We start from the raw sequence: 16,005 nt of genomic DNA on the forward strand, positions 1-16,005 counted from the left end.
AGGGGCGTGCGACGCGAGACAGAAGCGCAGTTGATCCGACGAACGTCCGAACGGAGTCGCTCACCACCAGCCGCGGTCACATGAAGTCCGCGATGCCGCTTTGCTTGTTCTTGTCGTTCTCGAAGACGCTCTCGAGGGACTTCTCGAGCACTTCCAGCCGTTGCTTGGTGTAGTCCCGACAGCCGTACTCCTCGGCGACGTCGATGGCGGTCTGCATGTACTTGTTGACCGACCCCTTGTGGACGGTCAGATTGACGCGGCCGCCACACTCCCGGCAGACCTCGGTCAGGGGCATCCGTCGGAACTTCTCCCCGCAGTCGAGACACCGCGTCTCCTGGCGCGAGAACGCCCGCAGGTTGCCGATGAGGTCGGGCAGGAAGTGGTACTCGATGACCCGCTCGGCGACGTCCGTCTCGTCGACGGCCTCGAGTTTGCGCGCCAGCTCGAGCTGGGCGTCCATCTTGTCCATCATCGACCCGAGCGTCTTGTAGGCCGACAGGTCCGGCCCCATGGCGATGTCGGTGGTGTCGTGGGTGTGCCCGAAGCCGGTGTACTCGTGGTCGGTTCCCAGGGTGTCTTCGGCGATTTCGACGATGTCCTCCACGTCGCCCGGGTCGGCCTGCTCGAGGGTGGCCTCGTAGAACTCGCGGGGATAGCGGGAGACGACGTCCATGTTGTGGGCCTCGTCGTCGATCTCGGAGGGGTCGATTCTCGAGGACATAACGAGGGGAGCGTCCATGCGCCCGCCTCGTTTGTCTGGCAAGAAACTAATACTAAAGTTCAACAAGCCGTCCATGAGGAGCATGACACAGTCCTCGTCACCGTCGCAATTTCGTCTTTTTGCTGCGTGGAAAAACGGGTGTGCATAGCCGACGGCGGCGCTCGTGAAACCGATCACTCTCCCGACAGTAGCCGCGGAGGTGTGCGGTGCCATACCAAATACGAGCTCGCCGACGAGCTCCTGGCGATCGTCGATCTCGTAGAACGGCTCGAGCCCGTAGTACTGCGCGAGCAGGTCGTCGATGAAATCGGCGGTCTGCATCATGTGCTCGGCCGCGCCGTCCGAGAGGACGATGTCCTGGACCTTGAGCTCGACCAGCTGATCGGCGTGGGTCAGCGGTTCGCCGTGGACGTCCTCCTCGTAGCCCAGCGCCTCGAGCTGGCCGACCGTCACGTCGAGTTCGCTGGCCCGCACGGCCGTCACGGGGAGGTCGGTCATGTCGTAGCGGACGGTGCCGTCTTTGAACGTCGAGACGTCGTGTTTCGCCCGAAGGATGCCCTTCTCCATCGGCTCCGGCACCTTGGTCGTCGAGGTGAGTCCCTTCACGCCCTTGAGGATCTCGAAGGCGTTCTCGCGCTCACCGACGGCCTCGAGGGCGTCTCGGTAGACCTCGTGGACGTCGACCTCGGTGTACTCGACGCAGGTGGCCTCGATCTCACAGCGGTCGCACTCGACGCGGCCCGCCTCGTCCGGGTCGACCCGGGACTCACAGGAGGGGCACTCGTAGTCTGGGACGGTCCGCTCGTTGCACTCCGGACAGCGGTTCTTGAACGTCTCCTCGCCGCAGGCCTCGCAGCGCTTGCGGCCGATCTCGAGTTCGACGACGCCGGGCGTGTCGCTCATCGTCTCGGCGTACTTTCCGGCGTCGGCGACGTTGCGCTGGGCGCCGCCGGCCTCGCCGATGGGAAAGAGGGTGTGGACGGGCGGGCTGAGGTCCCGGCGCTCGGACTTCTCGGGCCGACCCATCCGCGTGCCGATGCGGGTCGGCGCGCGCTCCCGAACCGTGAAGGAGGCGACCTCGTTGACCGCCTCGATGGCGTTGTCGCCGTCTTCGTGTACGCCCCACGCGCGAGCGCGCTCGCTCAGGTCTTCGAGTGACCAGGTGCGCTCCAGATCCACTGTCAGTCCCAGACTGCGAACGAACGGCTCCCAGTCGTCGACCTCGATCCGGTCGGGGCGCTGGCGGTGTTCGACGACGATGGTCTCGAGCGCCTCGCGGACGGCGTCGGTGTGCTCGAGGACGAGCGTCTCGCCACCTGCGCCCCCATCCTCGACCGTTCCGTCGCTGACGGCCTCGGCCAGCCCGACGAAGGCCTCGACCGAGAGGTCGTGCCACTGGTAGGTGTATTTCGGATGGAGCGGGGCGTCGTACTCGAGCGCCCACTCGAGGACCTGCTCGGCGGGCGGGTCCTCGAGGTCGATCCGGGGGTCGTCCTCGAGCGCCTGGACGTCCGCACCGGCGGCCTCGAGGTCCTGGACCCACCACTCGACGGCGTAGGCGGCGGGCGCGAGCGCGTGGTTGTTCTCGACGAACTCGCCGTAGTTGACCAGGTACTCGCCGGCGTCCAGGATCTTCTCGATCCCGTTGCGGACCTCGAGGGCCTCCTCGACGTCGTCGATCTGTCGGACGTCGCCGTTGGCCAGGCGGACGGTGGGGCCTTCGATGCTGTCGACGGGAATCACCCCGGCGGCCTTGCCGGGGCGCTCGGTCTTGATCTGGGTGCCCGTCGCGAGGAAGTCGTCCAGAATGTGCATCGAGGCGGGGTGGACGCCCGCGGTCGCGAAGCCGTGGTTGCGCGCGCGGCCGTAGCGCAGGCGGAAGCCGCCCTCGGCGCAGGGGTGTGAGAAGACGGGGCGGCCGGCGATCAGGTCCCGGAGGAACTTCGTGGCGGGTTCGACGCGCGGGGGTCCCGACGGTCGATCGTCTTCCTCGGAGTCGGGACTCGAGTCGTCAGCGTTTGTCTCCTCGTCTCCCTCGCCTTCTCCGCCGTCGCCTCCATCCTCGTCCTCGCCTTCATTCGCTGACGCACCGTCGTCGTAGTAGGTCCCGTCGATCAGATCCTGGAGCCACGGCCAGTCGATTTCGTCGAGCTGGGACGTATAGCGCTGGATCTTGGGGGCTTTCAGCGCGATCCCTTCGGCCATCACCAGACACATCCCGCCGCGGGCGGAGTTGGTGTCGACGCGCTCGAGATCCCGAAAGCCCGAGACCTCCTCGTCGCCCGTGGCCTCGCCGTCGAGCATGATCGGGAGGTGTTTAGCGATGAACTTCGTCTCCTCGTCCTTTGGGGAGTACTGCAACCCGGTCTCCTTGTCGTAGAGGCCGACCTCCTCGGCGTAGCGTTCAATCTCCTCCTGACGGGCCTCGTAGGTCTCGAGCCCGACCAGCGCGCGGGTGTAGTCCGCGACCAGCACCGAGAGTGCCTGGGCGGTCCCGCCCGCTGACCGGATCGGGCCAGCGTAGTAGACGTTGACGAACTCGGTGCCGTCGTCGTTGGTGAGGATCTCGACCTTGTCGATCCCCTCGATCGGTGCCGCGACGACCCCCTCGGTCAGGAGCGCGACGGCCGTCCGGACCGCGCCCTCGACCTTCCCGGCTTTCGTCTCGTAGTCACCGACGGAACCGTCGGCGAAGTCTTCCGCGAGCGCGAGGGCGGCCTCTTCGCGGGACATCTGGCCCTCGAGTTCGCGCACGCGCTCGGCGACGCCGTCGATCCCGAGGATGTTCTCGACGCGGTCGGCCATGTCTTTCGCGACCGGAATCTCGACTTCTGGCTTCGGGTCGTCGCCTCGCTGCTTGGCGGTTTCGGCGACGTCCATGGCCTCTTCGAGCTGGGATTCGAGCGTCTCGAAGTAGCGCTCGTCCTCGGCCCGCATGTTAGAGCCAGAGGTCGAGGTCGGTGGTCTCGTCGTGCTCGCGCTCGAGGGGCTCCTCGAAGGTGCGCATGTACACTTCGCCCGCGAAGACGGTCGCGGCGTTCAGGTGGCCCGCGAGGGCCGTACCGTCGGGTCGCGAGAGGACGGCGTGGGTGTGGGCGAACCGGTCTCCCTCCAGCCAGGAGACGTTCCCCACGCAACTGGCTACCTCGAGCGGTTCGTCGAAGGTCACGGGTTCGTACTCGAGGGTGTCCTGGTCGTAGAACCAGATTTCGGCGTCCTGGACGGCGCCGAGGGCGGTGAACCAGGCGGCGTCGGCGTCGACCTCGGTCGCGAGCGACTCGATCTCGGCCCGCCAGTCGGCGCCGTGGTCGAGGCTGGCGACGTACTCTCCCGTCGGTTCGACTGCGCGATAGTTCATGCCAACACCCTGGACGCGCAGACGGGAAAATCCCATCGGTTGTCAGGCAGCTTCGGGCAGCGGTGGGTCGAGCGTCCGACTGCTGGAGGCCGAAGACGGTTGCGGTCACGAGAGTCGGAAGTCGGTTGCGGTCCCGATAGTGTTTAATATGCTCATTCCGTACGGGCGAACGTAATGTCGGAAGTCTGCTCGACGTGCGGGCTGCCCCAGGAACTCTGCGTCTGCGAGGACGTGGCCAAGGGCCAGCAGCAACTCACCATCCGCATTGACGAGCGCAGATACGGTAAAGAGGTAACGGTCATCGAAGGATTCGACCCCAAAGACGTCGATCTCGACAGTCTGTCGTCGGATCTGAAATCGAAGTTCGCCTGTGGCGGTACCGTCGAGGACAGTCACATCGAACTCCAGGGCAACCACCGCGGCCGCATCGAGGACTTCCTCCGCGATCGCGGATTCAACGTCGCCTGACCGTCGATGCTCTGACCGGACTTCCGATCCATGGCGGGTCGCGAACCGAACGAAACTAGCGCCTGCGGTGCGGTTTTTCGTTTCGACGAGGGCCTCGAGCAGCGACGCCGCTCTCCCGTTTTTCGTGCGACGCGTCCGAACACGCCTCGAGTCGTACAACTCGAGTAGCAGTGTCGTCTTCGGACCGGTACCTCGAGTAACGACGTCGTCTTCAAACCACTCTCTCGAGGATTCGAATACGCCGACAGCAAAACCGGCCACGTGGGGGGTGTGGCCGGGTGCTGATACGGCTCTCAGCCCGCTGAAATCCTGACGGTCTGTCCCATTGTGGTGCGATGCGGAACCAGACCATTCGTATGTGAATCATTCACAGGGATGGTTGTTCGGCCGTCATAGTCAGGGTCGTTACAACGGGGTGGTCGTCATCCGCGTCTCGCCTCACTCGAGTCGCGTCCGCCAGGTCGGTTCGGGGACTGGTACAGTGATTACCCTGCGGCGACCGCGAGTCGATCTCCGGTCGCAGAATCAGAACGGCGCGCTCGAGTCAGCGTTCCCTCGAGTACTGTGTTCGCGTTCGTCGTCCTCGTCTCGCTCACCTCGCCCGTCTCGCTCGTTGCCCTCGCTGCCCTCGCTGTCCTCGCCGTCGTCGGCCGCCAACTCGTAGGCCTTGGCCCAGGCCTCGAGTCCCCCGACCATGCTCTCGACGCGGGCGTCCGCGCTCCCCTCGTAGGAGCCGATGAGCCGTGCCGCCTGAACGCTCGCCTGCCCGTGCGGGCAGACGGTGACGATCCGGTCAGCGTCGTCGAAGTCCTCGATTTTCGCTGTTATCTCGTGAAACGGGACGTTCTCGCTGCCGGGAATGTGGCCACGTTTGAAGCTCGCCTGGTCGCGAATGTCGACGATCCGCACGTCGGCGTCGGACTCGAGCAGTGCCGAGACGTCGTCGGTGGAGATTTCGCCGTCCATCGTGTTGGTCGGGGTTGGGTCTCGAGCGGGTTAAACGATGCTCTTGGTCCCTAGAGCAACCCGTCCTCGCGGGCCAGCAACAGTGCGCTCAGCGTCGAGTCGTTCGCCGGGTGCTCGCGCGCTCGAGCCAGCGCCTCGCCCTTCGGAATCGTCCGCACCTCGAGGAACTCGTTGCCGTCCAGGTCGCGCTCGCCGGGTTCGAGTCCCTCCGCGTAGACCACGCCGCGGTCGTGGCGAAGGACGCCCGTCGCGACGCGGTACTCCTGCAAGAGGGCGAGACTCGAGGGGCGAAAGCCGGTTTCCTCCTCGAGTTCGCGCGCGGCCGCGGCGGTGTAGGACTCGCCGTCCTCGACGATACCCGCGGGCAACTCGAGGTGCGTCTCTCGAATCGCGGGGCGGTACTGCTCGACGAACAGGATCGACTCGTCGGTCGCGGCGACGATCACCACTGCCGGGGGGAGGTCGGCCCAGTAGTAGCGCTTCTCGGAGCCATTGGGCTGTTCAACCAGATCGTAGCCGCCGTCGTACCAGCCGGTTTCGTACTCGGTCTGCGACTCGAGCACGGGCCACGCCGGTGCATCCTCGGTGGTTCCCGAGTTGGCGTCGGCACCCCCGTCGTCCGTGTCGTCAGGGTCCATCGACATCGCTAGCTGGTGTGATCTCGAGGCGGTAGTAGGTACCGTTTCGCTCGAGGTAGACCACGTCTGCCTCGGGGTCGGTCGCTGCGCGGTTCCACGTCTCGAACTCGGAGAACTCGTCGAACGGCGTGTGCGTGAACGCCGACTCGAAGCCGAATCGCCCCTCTTCGTAGGCCGCCGAGCGACCGTCCTCGAGCGCGCCCGTCGTGTACGGGAAGCGGTTCTCCGAGAGGTTCTCAGCGGCGATCGTACCCGTGACGTTCGCCTCTGGCGGTTCCCCATCCTCGAGGTCGACCTCGTTCGCGACCACGTAGTAGACGTCCCCGCCGCCGATCAGCGCGGGGACGGCGCCGAGGGCGACCAAGAGGACGAGTGGCACGAGTACGAAGGCCGAAACGAGGAGGAGGGTCCGTCGACGCATTATTCGACATTCGGGACCGACGGAGGATACGCGTTTCGTCGTTGCTTCGTCGGGTTCCGTTGGCTTCCGCCGGCGCTCCGTCGTCTCGAGAACGCTCTCGCGCAAGTGATAGCGAACGCAGGCCGTGAAACGCGCCAGCACGCTTATATAAATACCCTCGAGGTCACCGCATGATTGCTATCCCGTTGTGGCCCCTCTAGGGGCCCACATGGACGACCAGGTTGCGGGAGACGACGCCGCCGAACCGGCGTCAGACGAAGTCGCAGGTGAAGACGAAGATGGCGTCGACAGCGATCACGAGCGTGAACGCGTGCAGAAAGTCGCAGCGATCTGTACGTCTTGCGGGGCGGCGTACGCGGCGGAGCGGTGGTCCGACGAAAAAATTCGCCCGATAGGGCGACGAGAGGGCTGCCGGTGCGGCGGAACGACGTTCGAGGTGGTCGACGACTCGAGTTCGGACTTGGGGTCGCGTTCGGATTCGAATTTCCGCTCGGATCCGGATTCGGGTTCAGGTCCAAACTCGTCCTGATTGCCGTCCCTACGGACGCCGGTCTCCGCGTCGTTACGCGAAGCCGCCTTCCTCTCGTGCAGCAACCCCTTTCGATTCGTATAGCAACCCCCTGAGAGCGATGGCCACGATCACTCGTCGCGTCACTCCACGAACGCCGTGATCTCGAGACGCTGGTGCACGCGCTCTTCGCCGCTCACCCGGGATGGTTCGCTCGAACGTTCTCACCAGATGACGCGCTACGTCCACCCGGTGGCCGATGCGACACTTGAAAAGATCCTATAGCTGGTCACGGTACAGTCGGCCGAACGCCTGACGCCGAAGCGTCGCGATGGCGGCCTCCTCCTTCTCTTGAAAGGTCGCGGCGACGGCCTCGCCGGTCGGGGCGGCGTGCCAGACCACGTGGTCGACGTGCTCGCTTCCCGCCTCGATCACCTCGCCGTCGTACGCCTCGCGCCAGTCCTCGTACTCCTTGCGGGTGCCGACGCGAACCTCGAGCAAACTCGCGAACAGGGCGTCTCGAGCCGTCTCCACTACGTCTCTCGAGACGCGGTCGGCGTACTCCTCGCGGTCGAAGTCCATGGATTTGGCGACCTCGCGGACGACGGTCTGGGCGGCGGGACCGACCAATTCGTACTGCTCGCTCGCGTCCTCGAGGGTGCCGGGGGCGAAGGTACCGACGGTGTGCATGTCGAGACGGTTGGCGAGAGGACAGTTACGCGTTTTCGTTTTCGTTTCCGGTCTCGTCTTCGTGCTCGTCTTCGACGGGCGATTCCCCGTTGCCGGCGCTCGACCCGCGCCGCCCGTCGCCCTCCATTCGAGCCGTCAACGCCCTCGCCTCTTCGAGGACGTCCCTGGTTTCGGTGGTCACGTCTCCGCGCCCCGGTTCCTGTGCCTGCTGGGCGATGGCGTCCTCGAGTCTGGGGCCCTTCGGGCCTCTCTGGTTCCTCGCGTTCGCCCCCCGCCCCGACTGCACCCTTGGCCCCTCGGAAGCGTCTTCCGAGACCGGTAACTCCACCTCGAGCGCGTGCGGGGTGACGGCGTCGGCGAGTTCGTCTCGCGTTCTCGAGCCCCAGTCGGGGACGTGCTCCTCGAGCCACTCGAGGTGAGCCGTGCGGCCGAGCGACGCGGTGACCGCGAGGTGGTCGGCGAGCTGGCGGCCGTCGGTGACGCCCGCCTCACAGATTGGACAGACGTATCCCATGAATCGCGCTACGACGCGGGACCCAAAAAGTCGATTGCTATCGGGCGGGCGTGCGGGCCAGTGCGGAGACCCACCCGTCCAGTTCGGTCACCGTCACCCGTTCGAAGCCGGCCGTCTCGAGCAGGTCGTGGACCGCTCTCGGCTGGTATGGCTCGAAGTGGCGGTCGCTCTCGTCGCGGGCGGCCAGGTCGGGTCTCTTTACGGAGAGGTACAGGACGCCGTCGGTGTCGAGCACCCGTCGGAACTCGCGGAGCGTCGCGGGCGCGTCCGCCCGGGGGACGTGGAGAAATGACGCACACGCCCAGAGGCCCTCGACCGCGCCGGTCGCGACCGGGAGTGCGCGCATGTCGCCCCGGAGGAACGACGCCGAAGGGACGTCCTCCGTCGCCGCCCGGAGGAACGACTCGGTCAGATCCAGACCGACGACGTCGTATCCGCGGGCCTCGAGCGCCGCCGAGTCCACGCCGGGGCCACAGCCGACGTCCAGAACGCGCTGTCCGCCGGTGGTCTCGAGCGCCTCGAGGAACGCCTCGCCGTACCGGGCGAGCACCGACTCGGTTCGGTACTTCTCGACGTAGGCGTCGGCGTCCGATTCGTAGGTTCGCAGGGTTCGAGCGACGTCGTCTTCGCTCATGCCGGCGTATTTCGGGCGGGGGTACGTCAAAATTGCCCGAGTCCGGTCTGTTCGGCGTCGGCGAGCACGTCGGCGCAGGTCGACCACGACGCGCGGGCGAACGGCGGCAACGCTCCACATCTCGCGACGTACTCCTCCAGGAACGCCCGCGTGGTCGGGTCGGAAGGGTAGCCGCTGCCGACCTCGCCGTACTCGTCGGCGATTGCGGCGACGTGGGCGTCACGTTCGACCTTGGCGACGATGCTCGCGGCACCCACGAGCGGGTCGTCGTCGTCGGCGCCGTGGGTCGCCTCGACCGTGGTCTCGAGGGCGCAGGCGTCGGCGACCCGGCGGGCGAAGCGCTCGGCGTCGGTGTCGCAGGCGTCGCAGTGGACGACCGGCGGTTCCGACGTTCCCCCGTGCTCGAGGGTGGATGGAGACTCCCCGGCGGCCTCGGCAGCCCCGGAAGCCTCGACGGCCCCCTCGAGCGCGCTCGCGTGGGCCTCGACGGCCAGGCCATTCATGTCGGTGTCGGGGGCGTCGATCCGGTCGGTGGTAATTTCGGCGACGCCGACCCGAAGTCGAGCGTCCGCGCGGATGGTCTCGGCCAGGGTCTCCCGTCGCTCCAGCGAGAGGCGCTTGGAGTCGGCGACGCCGTCGGGGAGGGCGTCTCGAGTCGGGGCCCAGACCGCGGCGGCGAACATGGACCCGAAGACGGGGCCTTTGCCGGCCTCGTCGACACCGAAGGGCATTGACGGAGGATTTCGGCTGGAACAGTTAGCTGTTCCGTTCCTCGACGTTGGGCTCGTCGATGTGTTCGCTTCCACCGACGTCGTCTCGCGGATCGTTCGTCCCGCTCGTCCCATCGTCCGATTCTCCACCACTGTCACCGTCATCGTGGTCGCCCTCGAGTTCCTCAAGCGGATCGAAGGTCACCATGCCGAGTCCGCTCGTGTACTCGTAGGTGTGCCACTCGCTGATCGCGAGAACGCCTCGGAGCTTGCGCACCCGGAGCCGACGAAAGAGCGTGTCCTCGACGATCGAGTTGTCGAGCGCGAGGTCGACCACACCATCGACGGCGTACGCGAGGTTCCGGGGGAAGACTTCCTCGCCGCCCGCGACCGTTCCCCCGGCGATCAGCGGCACGAACCGGCCTTTGCAGACCTCGGCGCGGGCGTCCCGGACGAAGTCGTAGGCCTGGACGGGCTGGACGAGCGAGGCGAACTCCGCGATGGAGTCGACGACGACCAGCCCCGTCTCGATCATCTCGAGGTCCTCGAGGCCGTTGTCGAGGACGTTCAGCACCTCGTGGGCGTCGCCCGGATCGCGGACGGTGGCCGTCTGCGGCTCGACGACGCGCCGCAGGTGGGTATTCCACTCGGTCATCCGGTCGTGAAGGCGCTCGGGGTCGTCCATCCTGGAGGTAAAGCAGTCGAGGACGCGAAGCTGGCCGGACTCGAGGTAGGGGAGGACGTTCCAGTCCATCGCGAGGAAGTTCTCGACGACCGACGTGGGTGGTTCGGTGAACGCCACCACGATCGCCGGTTCGTCGCGCTCGAGCGCGCGCCAGACCAGTTCGGCCTGGATGGCCTCCTCGCGGGTTCCGGAGTTGCCCACCAGGAGGACGAACGAGTTTCGCGGGAGCCCCTGCGGGAGGCTCGCCTCGAGAGCGGCGACGCCCGTCTCGAGCGTTCGGTGTCCGTTTTCTTTCCGGGACCCGTCTTCGTTCTCCCGAAAGGCGTCGCGGCAGGCGCGCGAGCAGAAGACCCGGTCCGGGTCCGCTCCCTCGCCGTCTCCGGTAACCGGCTCGAGTGGGCACGCGTGTCCACAGAACGCACAGCGAGTCTCGTCCGTCGCCGACGCGTCGTTCATGCGGTGCGTTTTGCCTCCCTGGCACAAGAATGTGCGCGCGTCGACAGTGGGTCGTAGCGGCGGTGTCCGTGGCTCGTCGGATTTATATTCGTGCGTGGCATTGACAAACAGTAATGAACGTACGGGATGCCCTCGAGGCCGATGCCGACGCGATTGCCGCCATCGCCGACGCTCCGACCGACGTGGCCCGGAACCTCGTCCACGACCGGACGGTGCGCGTGGCCGAGGACGGTACTCACGACCCGAACGCCGACGTCCCACCTGCGGACGACGCGAGCGACGCGGACGCCTCGCAGTACGGCAAGTCCAATCCCGAGGACCTCCTCGGATTCGTCAGCTTCGACGCCCAGGGCGACACCGTCCACGTCACCCAGATCGACGGCACCGAGGCCGCCTGCGAGCGCCTGCTGGCCGAACCCGTTCGCTTCGCCGAGTGTGAAGGGATGGCCGTCGAAGTACTCGTTCCGGACGGCCACGGAGCAGTCGAGGAGGCCGCCGAGGAACTCGGCTTCGGTGACACCGGGTCGGGTCCTCGGTTCGACGGCGCGCGGACGGTCCGGTATCGCCTCGAGCCCTGATTGCGGGCCTACTTTGACTGGTCGGCGTCTCGAGCGTGCCGACCGGGCCACCTCCCGCGACTACGGGACGTGCTTCGAAGCCCCGATTCGTCGCCCGGTGTACGTTCGGGGCGGATAGCCCCAGAAACCCGCAGATGCATTGAACTATCGCCGCGCCTCAGAACGGGATATGGTACACTACAAGTCGACGATGGTCGAACCGATCGACCTCCCTTCTCGCGGCGAGCGCGAACGCGCACTCGAGGAGGCGGGCTACAACGTCTTCAACCTCGACGCCGAGAACGTGTTCATCGACCTGCTGACCGACAGCGGGACGGGAACGATGAGCGAGGACCAGTGGGCCGCCCTGATCCGGGGCGACGAGTCTTACGCCGGGTCGAAGAGCTTCCGACGGCTCGAGGCCGCGGTGGCCGACGTCATGGGCTTTTCCCACGTCGTCCCGGCCCACCAGGGGCGCGGGGCCGAGAACGTCCTCTACGGCACCCTGCTCGAGGAGGGGGACGTCGCCCTGAACAACACGCACTTCGACACGACGCGGGCCCACGTCGCCAACCAGGGCGCCGACCCGGTCGACTGCCCGGTCGAGGTCGCGACCGACCCCGGGGCCCCGGGCGACTTCAAGGGCGACTTCTCGATCGAACGCGGCCGCGAGGTCGTCGAGGAGGTGGGCGCCGACCGCGTCCCCGTGGTGATCCAGACGATCACGAACAACTCGGCGGCGGGTCAGCCGGTGAGCGTCGAGAACACCCGCCGGGTCGCCGAGTTCGCCGACGAGATCGACGCCACGTTCGTCGTCGACGCCTGTCGCTTCGCGGAGAACGCCTACTTCGTCACCGAGCGCGAAGCTGAGTACGCCGAAGCGTCGGTCGCCGACGTCGCCCGCGAACAACTGGGGTACGCCGACGCGCTGGTGATGAGCGGCAAGAAAGACGGCCTCTCGAACGTTGGCGGGTTCGTCGCCACCCAGGGCGAGGCGCTGGCCGACCGCTGCAAACAGCGGGCGATCCTCTACGAGGGCTTCCCGACCTACGGCGGCATGGCCGGCCGGGACATGGAGGCCCTGGCGGTCGGCCTCCGGGAAGCCGTCGAGGAGGCCTACGTCGCCGACCGCGTCGAGAGCATTCGGACACTCGCGAGCCTGCTCGAGGACCGCGACGTCCCCGTCTACACGCCCACCGGCGGCCACGCGGTCTACCTCGACGCCGAGGCCGTCTTCCCGCACCTCGAGTCGAGCGACTTCCCCGGGCAGGTGCTGGTCTGTGAACTCTACCGTGAGGGCGGCGTTCGCGGCGTCGAACTCGGGAGCTTCGCGTTCCCCGGCACTGACCGTCCAGAACTCGTCCGGCTGGCGGTCCCCCGCCGGACCTACCACCGCGAGCACTTCGAGCACGTTGCCGATGCGGCCGCGGCCGTCCTCGAGCGGGCCGACGAGGCGACGGGCCTCGAGATCAAAACCGAACCCGAGGTACCCGAACTCCGTCACTTCACGGCCGAACTCGAGCCGACGTCCAGGTAGCCCTCCGCTCGCGGACGGTCGTCGGTCACTTTGAGATTACCACCGGTGAGCGCACCGAGGCGCTCGAGGCGAACGTTCATGCCACTCGAGTAAAACTGCTCTCGTAATGCAAGGCCTCTCCCGACGACGCGTCCTCCGACTCAGCGGCGCGAGTCTCGCGGCGGCAACCGCTGGTTGTCTCGACCAGTCGGAATCCGACGATCCGACGCCGAACGCCGGTAATCGTGACGGGAACGGCAACGGTAACGGCAACGACACCGAAGACGACCCCCTGATCGACCCCATCGACGACCCGCTCGAGGCGACGTACCCCGACAATGTCGCCCAGTTTCGGGACTCGCTCGAGAACTGGGGATATCGTCCCCAGGAGACGATCCCCGACGCGGTCGAGCAGGCCTGGCGCCTCCCAGAGGTAAACACTGGCGATCACAGCGCGGCGAAAGCGAGCGCGACGCCGACGTCAGACGGTGGTCTCGTGATGCCGGGCGACACTGGCATCGTCACGGCGCTCACCGCCGATGGCGAAGTGCTGTGGGAAGCCGACACCGAGACGGACGGCAACGGCATCCACGGGACGGCCGTCGTCACCGCAGATACCGTCTTCATCGGTGCTTACGACGGCGTCCTCTACGCGTTCGACCTCGAGACGGGCGACGAGGTGTGGGCCGAGAAGCTGGGCGGGTCGATCGGCTCGAGCCCGGTATTTGACGGCGACCGCGTCTTCGTGGCCGTCGAGTATCCCGACCCCGAGGGCAGCATGTTCGCCGTCGACCCCGACACCGGCGAGGTGCTGTGGGAGGACGCCGAGAGCCGCCCACCGACCACCCCCACTCGACGCCCGCGATCGACCCCAACGCCGGCCGGCTGGTCGTCGGCGCCAACGACGGCGTGCTCTATGGGTGGCAGTATCCAGACCTCGAACTCGAGTGGACGTTCGAGACCGACCCCGACAACGACACCGACGGCGAGATCAAGGGACCGATCGCCACCTACGACGGCGGGGCCTACTTCGGCTCGTGGGACCAGCGCATCTACCGGGTCGACCTCGAGGACGGCACCGAGGACTGGTCGGTCGAGACGGGCGGGCTTTCGATGACGGGCCCAGGGATCGACCCGAGCCTCGGAGTCGTCTTCGCTGGGAGTCACGACGGCAACCTTTACGCGCTCGACGCCGCCACCGGCGAGGAGCACTGGCGCTTCGGAACCGACAGTGCGCTCACCGGGTGCCCGACGGTGTGTGCCGACCGGGTGGTCTTCGGCTCGAAGGACCGGACGCTGTACGCCGTCGAGAAACAGACCGGCGAGGAAGTCTGGCACGTCGACCACGACGGCGTCGTCACGAGCACGCCGCTGGTCGTCGACGGCGCCATCTACTACGCCGAGCGGGCGCCCGCTCCCGAGGACGGCGAGACCGACGGGGTGCCTACAAGCTCGTCGAAGCCTGAAAAACGGTGGTGCGCTTCTTCGGTCCTTTCTCGAGGCGATTCTACGCTTCTACGCTTCTACGAGTCTACGAGCGAACGAAGCCCGTCGCTCGAGCCCGCAGCGAGGGTTCGGGTTCCGGCTCCGACTCGCGGCCGAACCGTTTCTTCGCCATCGACGCGAAGTCGTCGCCGCTCCCGTCGCCCTCGAGCGCCTGGAGGAGCACGTCGGGGACTGACTCGCGCAGTTCCTGTTGTTTCTGCTCTCTGAGGCTGCCGTACTTGCGCAGCGCGATTCCGACGCCGAGGAACAGGGCGGCGTCGAGTAGTTCGCGTTTGAAGCGTCGCTTGTCGTTGCGGACCGCCAGCGCTTTCAGCAGCGAGATGGCGCCGATCCCGAGGTAGAGCATCGAGCTCCGCTTGGGATCACCGGTGAGGAGTTGTCTGGGGTTCATGCCGGGGCCACCTACCACACTCGCCGGTATAAAATGTGAGCATGATCGCTATCACTGACAGGCGGGCGTGTCAGCCGCCACACTCGAGGATCGGGTTCCTGTCGGAGGTATCAGGTAACGGTGATCGAGCACGTAGTCGTCGGCTACACTCCGCCCGGATTGATCCTCACCGAAGTCGCGATGACCTCGGCTCCTTCAGCCGTTGTGTCGTGCCCCCGAACGTCGTTTCACCCCGCGATACCGTCCCTCCGTGATCGATTCGACGTCGAATCCGAGCGACTCGTAAAACGGTCGCACGTCCGCATCGAAGTTCGCCGTTAGCACGCCCGCTTGCTCGAGCGCCGCCTCGAGCAGGTCGGTTCCGATCCCACGTCCGCGGTGACGTCGGTGGACGGCGATCGCCGCGACGTGTGCCCCTTCGTTTCGCCTCGAACCGGCGTCTCGAGGACGACCGCGCCGAGGACCCGCCGCGTCTCGCCGGTACCCACCGATCGCGGTTCTGTCGCGACCAGGACGTCACCGTCGTCGATTCGCGACTCGACGTCGCCGACCTCGAGCAACGCGCCGTCGACGAGTCGACGGACGGCCAGGGCGTCGTCCGACGTCGCCCGTCGGACGCGGCGATCGGTCACGGGAGCCCCTCCGACTCGCTATCCGTTCGGGCGGTGGCGGGTCGCTCGTACACGGCGCGGGCTACGTTCTCGGGAACGAAAACGGCCCGGCTTTCATCGACGGGCCGTCAGGATGCAGAACGTGTATCGACTGACCGTCAGGAAGCCAGAACAGTCTTGCTCGCGCGGGAGAGAAGGAGACGTGTGACACGCCGGTTCGTCGCTGCCCTCCTGATCGTACTCGTCCTCGGAAGCGTTCCCGCGAGCGTCGGTGCGGGTGCATTCGCCGCCAGTCAGCGTCCGCGTCCCCGTCTCCATCGCTCGAGACCTCCGGCGCGAACGCGGTCGGTTTGGGGCTCGAGGCACCAGATAGCGGACCGGCTGCCGTTTCGTCGAGGTCGCTCGCAGCGGACGCGACTGACGTCGACGGGTTGACCGCAACAGGCGCGACTGCGACCGTCGACTCAAGCGCGGCCACGAACGCCATCCCGAGACCGCGAGTGCCGAACCCGACCTGATTCGCGAATCCGTCGTCCTGCACCAGCGACCCGACTCCTCCGGCGAGTTCGAGGCGGTCGTCACCTACGACGTGCCGGAGCCGGTGACCTGGCTCACAGTGACGCCCGATCCGAGGCGACCGTCCTCGAGACGAGCG

At 66.8% G+C, this 16,005-nt stretch carries 18 protein-coding genes and 2 pseudogenes; 6 read left to right on the forward strand and 14 right to left on the reverse strand.

The window, feature by feature from the left end; translation table 11 throughout:
* Positions 1–76: 76 nt before the first annotated feature.
* Positions 77–3,658, reverse strand: coding sequence for a DNA polymerase II large subunit (locus ACFQS4_RS14450; protein WP_500193811.1), 3,582 nt, complete (start codon positions 3,656–3,658; stop codon positions 77–79).
* Position 3,659: 1 nt separating this feature from the next.
* Positions 3,660–4,079 carry a PPC domain-containing DNA-binding protein gene (locus tag ACFQS4_RS14455; RefSeq protein WP_500193813.1) on the reverse strand — a complete coding sequence of 140 codons (420 nt, stop codon included), beginning with the start codon at positions 4,077–4,079 and terminating at the stop codon, positions 3,660–3,662.
* A 174-nt stretch (positions 4,080–4,253) separates the two neighbouring features.
* Here ACFQS4_RS14455 and yciH point away from each other — a divergent pair, with 174 nt between their 5' ends.
* Entirely contained in the window at positions 4,254–4,547 is a 294-nt protein-coding gene (gene yciH, locus ACFQS4_RS14460) for a stress response translation initiation inhibitor YciH (protein WP_253431440.1), read from the forward strand.
* A gap of 618 nt (positions 4,548–5,165) precedes the next feature.
* On the opposite strand, the pseudogene ACFQS4_RS14465 reads toward yciH, so the two are convergent.
* From ACFQS4_RS14465 to ACFQS4_RS14475, 3 genes and pseudogenes are all read right to left on the reverse strand, one after another.
* Positions 5,166–5,513: pseudogene (locus ACFQS4_RS14465) on the reverse strand (rhodanese-like domain-containing protein); the annotation flags it as partial.
* 50 nt (positions 5,514–5,563) lie between these two features.
* Entirely contained in the window at positions 5,564–6,151 is a 588-nt protein-coding gene (locus ACFQS4_RS14470; protein WP_500193833.1) for an NUDIX hydrolase, read from the reverse strand.
* Positions 6,141–6,572, reverse strand: a complete 432-nt coding sequence (locus ACFQS4_RS14475; RefSeq protein ID WP_497902096.1) for a hypothetical protein — start codon at positions 6,570–6,572, stop codon at positions 6,141–6,143. The genes ACFQS4_RS14470 and ACFQS4_RS14475 overlap by 11 nt, the downstream gene beginning before the upstream one ends.
* A 208-nt stretch (positions 6,573–6,780) precedes the next feature.
* On the opposite strand from ACFQS4_RS14475, the gene ACFQS4_RS14480 reads away from it, so the two are divergent.
* Positions 6,781–7,101, forward strand: coding sequence for a hypothetical protein (locus ACFQS4_RS14480; RefSeq protein WP_497902095.1), 321 nt, complete (start codon positions 6,781–6,783; stop codon positions 7,099–7,101).
* 258 nt (positions 7,102–7,359) lie between these two features.
* Here ACFQS4_RS14480 and ACFQS4_RS14485 read toward each other — a convergent pair whose 3' ends face one another.
* From ACFQS4_RS14485 to ACFQS4_RS14505, 5 genes are read right to left on the reverse strand one after another with little or no spacing between them, the layout of a single operon-like run.
* A complete protein-coding gene (locus ACFQS4_RS14485; RefSeq protein WP_497902094.1) occupies positions 7,360–7,770 on the reverse strand; it encodes a DUF5809 family protein in 411 nt (136 codons plus the stop codon).
* A gap of 25 nt (positions 7,771–7,795) precedes the next feature.
* Positions 7,796–8,284: a DUF5810 domain-containing protein gene (locus tag ACFQS4_RS14490; RefSeq protein WP_497902093.1), complete on the reverse strand. Its 489-nt coding sequence runs from the start codon at positions 8,282–8,284 to the stop codon at positions 7,796–7,798.
* Positions 8,285–8,321: 37 nt separating this feature from the next.
* Entirely contained in the window at positions 8,322–8,918 is a 597-nt protein-coding gene (locus tag ACFQS4_RS14495; RefSeq protein ID WP_497902092.1) for a class I SAM-dependent methyltransferase, read from the reverse strand.
* A 26-nt stretch (positions 8,919–8,944) separates the two neighbouring features.
* Positions 8,945–9,649 carry a ribonuclease HII gene (gene rnhB, locus ACFQS4_RS14500; protein WP_497902091.1) on the reverse strand — a complete coding sequence of 235 codons (705 nt, stop codon included), beginning with the start codon at positions 9,647–9,649 and terminating at the stop codon, positions 8,945–8,947.
* Positions 9,650–9,674: 25 nt separating this feature from the next.
* Positions 9,675–10,769 carry an RAD55 family ATPase gene (locus ACFQS4_RS14505; protein ID WP_497902090.1) on the reverse strand — a complete coding sequence of 365 codons (1,095 nt, stop codon included), beginning with the start codon at positions 10,767–10,769 and terminating at the stop codon, positions 9,675–9,677.
* Positions 10,770–10,882: 113 nt separating this feature from the next.
* Between ACFQS4_RS14505 and ACFQS4_RS14510 the strand changes: the two genes are divergently transcribed.
* From ACFQS4_RS14510 to ACFQS4_RS14525, 4 genes and pseudogenes are all read left to right on the forward strand, one after another.
* The gene (locus ACFQS4_RS14510) at positions 10,883–11,347 is read left to right on the forward strand and encodes a hypothetical protein (RefSeq protein ID WP_497902089.1); all 465 of its coding nucleotides are present in this window, start codon (positions 10,883–10,885) and stop codon (positions 11,345–11,347) included.
* A 169-nt stretch (positions 11,348–11,516) separates the two neighbouring features.
* Positions 11,517–12,863 carry a tryptophanase gene (locus ACFQS4_RS14515; protein ID WP_500193816.1) on the forward strand — a complete coding sequence of 449 codons (1,347 nt, stop codon included), beginning with the start codon at positions 11,517–11,519 and terminating at the stop codon, positions 12,861–12,863.
* A 106-nt stretch (positions 12,864–12,969) separates the two neighbouring features.
* Positions 12,970–13,959 (forward strand): outer membrane protein assembly factor BamB family protein, encoded by a 990-nt coding sequence (locus ACFQS4_RS14520; RefSeq protein WP_500193819.1) that lies wholly within the window; start codon positions 12,970–12,972, stop codon positions 13,957–13,959.
* Positions 13,956–14,159: pseudogene (locus tag ACFQS4_RS14525) on the forward strand (outer membrane protein assembly factor BamB family protein); the annotation flags it as partial. The gene ACFQS4_RS14520 and the pseudogene ACFQS4_RS14525, both read left to right, overlap by 4 nt.
* A gap of 214 nt (positions 14,160–14,373) precedes the next feature.
* On the opposite strand, the gene ACFQS4_RS14530 reads toward ACFQS4_RS14525, so the two are convergent.
* The 4 genes from ACFQS4_RS14530 to ACFQS4_RS14545 all read right to left on the reverse strand — a co-directional run bounded on the left by ACFQS4_RS14530 (position 14,374) and on the right by ACFQS4_RS14545 (position 15,668).
* The gene (locus ACFQS4_RS14530; RefSeq protein WP_500193821.1) at positions 14,374–14,739 is read right to left on the reverse strand and encodes a hypothetical protein; all 366 of its coding nucleotides are present in this window, start codon (positions 14,737–14,739) and stop codon (positions 14,374–14,376) included.
* Between the two features lie 195 nt (positions 14,740–14,934).
* The gene (locus tag ACFQS4_RS14535; RefSeq protein WP_500193835.1) at positions 14,935–15,138 is read right to left on the reverse strand and encodes a GNAT family N-acetyltransferase; all 204 of its coding nucleotides are present in this window, start codon (positions 15,136–15,138) and stop codon (positions 14,935–14,937) included.
* Positions 15,057–15,371: a hypothetical protein gene (locus tag ACFQS4_RS14540; protein WP_500193823.1), complete on the reverse strand. Its 315-nt coding sequence runs from the start codon at positions 15,369–15,371 to the stop codon at positions 15,057–15,059. The genes ACFQS4_RS14535 and ACFQS4_RS14540 overlap by 82 nt, the downstream gene beginning before the upstream one ends.
* Positions 15,372–15,464: 93 nt before the next feature.
* Positions 15,465–15,668, reverse strand: coding sequence for a hypothetical protein (locus ACFQS4_RS14545; protein WP_500193824.1), 204 nt, complete (start codon positions 15,666–15,668; stop codon positions 15,465–15,467).
* Positions 15,669–16,005: the final 337 nt, after the last annotated feature.

The sequence above is a fragment of the Saliphagus sp. GCM10025317 genome, from assembly GCF_042663665.1.
Taxonomy (GTDB): Archaea; Halobacteriota; Halobacteria; order Halobacteriales; family Natrialbaceae; genus Natronosalvus.

Excerpts from the sequence above, each read along its gene's own strand:
- ACFQS4_RS14470 (WP_500193833.1), bottom strand. The coding sequence starts at position 6,151 with ATGGACCCTGACGACACGGACGACGGGGGTGCCGACGCCAACTCGGGA.
- ACFQS4_RS14495 (WP_497902092.1), bottom strand. The coding sequence starts at position 8,918 with ATGAGCGAAGACGACGTCGCTCGAACCCTGCGAACCTACGAATCGGAC.
- ACFQS4_RS14480 (WP_497902095.1), top strand. The coding sequence starts at position 6,781 with ATGGACGACCAGGTTGCGGGAGACGACGCCGCCGAACCGGCGTCAGAC.
- ACFQS4_RS14520 (WP_500193819.1), top strand. The coding sequence starts at position 12,970 with ATGCAAGGCCTCTCCCGACGACGCGTCCTCCGACTCAGCGGCGCGAGT.
- ACFQS4_RS14530 (WP_500193821.1), bottom strand. The coding sequence starts at position 14,739 with ATGAACCCCAGACAACTCCTCACCGGTGATCCCAAGCGGAGCTCGATG.
- ACFQS4_RS14545 (WP_500193824.1), bottom strand. The coding sequence starts at position 15,668 with ATGGAGACGGGGACGCGGACGCTGACTGGCGGCGAATGCACCCGCACC.
- ACFQS4_RS14510 (WP_497902089.1), top strand. The coding sequence starts at position 10,883 with ATGAACGTACGGGATGCCCTCGAGGCCGATGCCGACGCGATTGCCGCC.
- ACFQS4_RS14490 (WP_497902093.1), bottom strand. The coding sequence starts at position 8,284 with ATGGGATACGTCTGTCCAATCTGTGAGGCGGGCGTCACCGACGGCCGC.
- ACFQS4_RS14505 (WP_497902090.1), bottom strand. The coding sequence starts at position 10,769 with ATGAACGACGCGTCGGCGACGGACGAGACTCGCTGTGCGTTCTGTGGA.
- ACFQS4_RS14485 (WP_497902094.1), bottom strand. The coding sequence starts at position 7,770 with ATGCACACCGTCGGTACCTTCGCCCCCGGCACCCTCGAGGACGCGAGC.
- ACFQS4_RS14475 (WP_497902096.1), bottom strand. The coding sequence starts at position 6,572 with ATGCGTCGACGGACCCTCCTCCTCGTTTCGGCCTTCGTACTCGTGCCA.
- rnhB (WP_497902091.1), bottom strand. The coding sequence starts at position 9,649 with ATGCCCTTCGGTGTCGACGAGGCCGGCAAAGGCCCCGTCTTCGGGTCC.
- yciH (WP_253431440.1), top strand. The coding sequence starts at position 4,254 with ATGTCGGAAGTCTGCTCGACGTGCGGGCTGCCCCAGGAACTCTGCGTC.
- ACFQS4_RS14450 (WP_500193811.1), bottom strand. The coding sequence starts at position 3,658 with ATGCGGGCCGAGGACGAGCGCTACTTCGAGACGCTCGAATCCCAGCTC.
- ACFQS4_RS14455 (WP_500193813.1), bottom strand. The coding sequence starts at position 4,079 with ATGAACTATCGCGCAGTCGAACCGACGGGAGAGTACGTCGCCAGCCTC.
- ACFQS4_RS14515 (WP_500193816.1), top strand. The coding sequence starts at position 11,517 with ATGGTACACTACAAGTCGACGATGGTCGAACCGATCGACCTCCCTTCT.